This is a genomic window from Geobacillus sp. ZGt-1, from assembly GCF_001026865.1.
In the GTDB taxonomy this organism is placed as follows: Bacteria; Bacillota; Bacilli; order Bacillales; family Anoxybacillaceae; genus Geobacillus; species Geobacillus thermoleovorans.
In genome coordinates this window covers 1-299 of sequence record NZ_LDPD01000060.1, presented here as the reverse complement: position 1 = coordinate 299, position 299 = coordinate 1, and the positions used below count along the sequence as shown (strand labels likewise).

At 46.8% G+C, this 299-nt stretch carries 1 pseudogene; it reads right to left on the bottom strand.

From position 1 onward, the window contains the following. Positions 1-223, bottom strand: a pseudogene (locus tag VU18_RS15475) (IS982 family transposase); the annotation flags it as partial. Positions 224-299 lie beyond the last annotated feature (76 nt).

Sequence of the window (299 nt, the reverse complement as noted above, 5' to 3'; positions counted from 1 at the left end):
CCGTGACAAAACGATGCCAGGCTCGTTCGGAAGAAAAGCCCAGCAGCTTCCCCAAAAGGTGAACCGCCATGACCACTTCGTCTTCTTGCTTGACCAAGTGACGGTTGCGGCGATGAAGATACATTTGAATCAACGACAGTTGGGCAGAAACAAAACAGAAAATAGCGGCATATTGTTTTTGAAGTTTGGCTGGATCTGTAGTAAAATGAAAGTGCTCTTGCATGGGGGATCTCTCCTTTCGAATGTTGGGTGACACTTTCATTCTACTGGAGATCCGCCAGCAAGGGCTATTTTTATGC